The organism is Streptomyces sp. WM6378 (assembly GCF_001279695.1).
Classification (GTDB): Bacteria; Actinomycetota; Actinomycetes; order Streptomycetales; family Streptomycetaceae; genus Streptomyces.
Genome location: NZ_LGDD01000110.1, coordinates 1 through 1,698 on the forward strand (window position 1 = coordinate 1; position 1,698 = coordinate 1,698).

General features: G+C 67.7%; 1 protein-coding gene. It reads right to left on the bottom strand.

Going from position 1 to position 1,698, the window contains the following annotated elements; translation table 11 throughout:
- Positions 1–1,698: potassium-transporting ATPase subunit KdpB (gene kdpB, locus ADK54_RS11850; protein ID WP_053725549.1), on the bottom strand; the 1,698-nt coding region annotated here is incomplete at both ends.

The window sequence follows — 1,698 nt, forward strand, 5'->3', positions numbered from 1 at the left end:
GACCGCGGACAGGATCGCCGACTCGGGGCTGTGCAGGCTCATGATGTTGAGCTTGTCCAGGCCCGGGTAGACCACCGCGAACATCGCCGGGATGATCGCGAAGTACTTCGCCACGTCGTTGGCGATCGAGAACGTGGTCAACGCGCCCCGGGTGATGAGGAGCTGCTTGCCGATCTCGACGATCTCGATCAGCTTCGTCGGGTTCGAGTCGAGGTCGACCATGTTGCCGGCCTCCTTCGCGGCCGACGTACCCGTGTTCATCGCGACACCCACGTCGGCCTGCGCGAGAGCGGGGGCGTCGTTGGTGCCGTCACCGGTCATCGCGACCAGCTTGCCGCCGGCCTGCTCCCGCTTGATGAGCGCCATCTTGTCCTCGGGCGTGGCCTCCGCGAGGAAGTCGTCCACACCCGCCTCTTCGGCGATCGCCTTCGCGGTCAGCGGGTTGTCACCCGTGATCATGACCGTCTTGATGCCCATCCGGCGCAGCTCGTCGAACCGCTCCCTCATGCCCTCCTTGACGACATCCTTGAGGTGGATGACACCCAGGACACGCGCGCCCTTGTCGTCCTGGACGGCCACGAGCAGCGGCGTTCCGCCCGCTTCGGAGATGGTGTTGGCGAGGGTGTCGGCGTCCTCGGCGACCTGACCGCCCTGCTCCTTGACCCAGGTGATGACCGAACCGGCCGCACCCTTACGGGTCTTGCGTCCGTCCACGTCGACACCGGACATACGGGTCTGCGCGGTGAACGCCACCCACTCGGCATCCACGAGTTCGCCCTGGTGACGCTCGCGCAGGCCGTACTTCTCCTTCGCCAGCACCACGATCGAGCGGCCCTCGGGCGTCTCGTCGGCCAGCGAGGACAGCTGGGCCGCGTCCGCCAGTTCCGCCTCGGTCGTGCCCTTGACCGGCACGAACTCGGATGCCTGGCGGTTGCCCAGGGTGATGGTGCCGGTCTTGTCGAGCAGCAGCGTCGAGACGTCACCGGCGGCCTCCACCGCGCGGCCCGACATGGCCAGTACGTTGCGCTGCACCAGGCGGTCCATGCCCGCGATGCCGATCGCGGAGAGCAGCGCGCCGATGGTGGTCGGGATCAGGCAGACCAGCAGCGCGGCCAGCACGATCATGGACTGCTCGGCCTTCGCATACATCGCGAACGGCTGGAGGGTGACGACCGCCAGCAGGAAGACGATCGTGAGGGACGCCAGCAGGATGTTGAGGGCGATCTCGTTCGGGGTCTTCTGCCGGGAGGCGCCCTCGACCAGGTTGATCATCCGGTCGATGAACGTCTCGCCCGGCTTCGTCGTGATCTTGATGACGACGCGGTCCGAGAGCACCTTCGTACCACCGGTCACCGCGCTGCGGTCACCACCGGACTCGCGGATCACCGGGGCCGATTCACCGGTGATGGCCGACTCGTCGACCGAGGCCACGCCCTCGACGACGTCACCGTCGCCGGGGATGATGTCGCCCGCCTCACAGACCACCAGGTCACCGATCTTCAACTCGGTGCCGGGGACCTGCTCCTCGGTGCTGCCGTTGAGACGGCGGGCGACGGTGTCGGTCTTGGCCTTGCGCAGGGTGTCGGCCTGCGCCTTGCCGCGGCCCTCGGCGACGGCCTCCGCCAGGTTGGCGAAGATCGTGGTCAGCCACAGCCAGCCGGCGATCGCCCAGCCGAACCAGTCCCCCGGGCTCTTGAT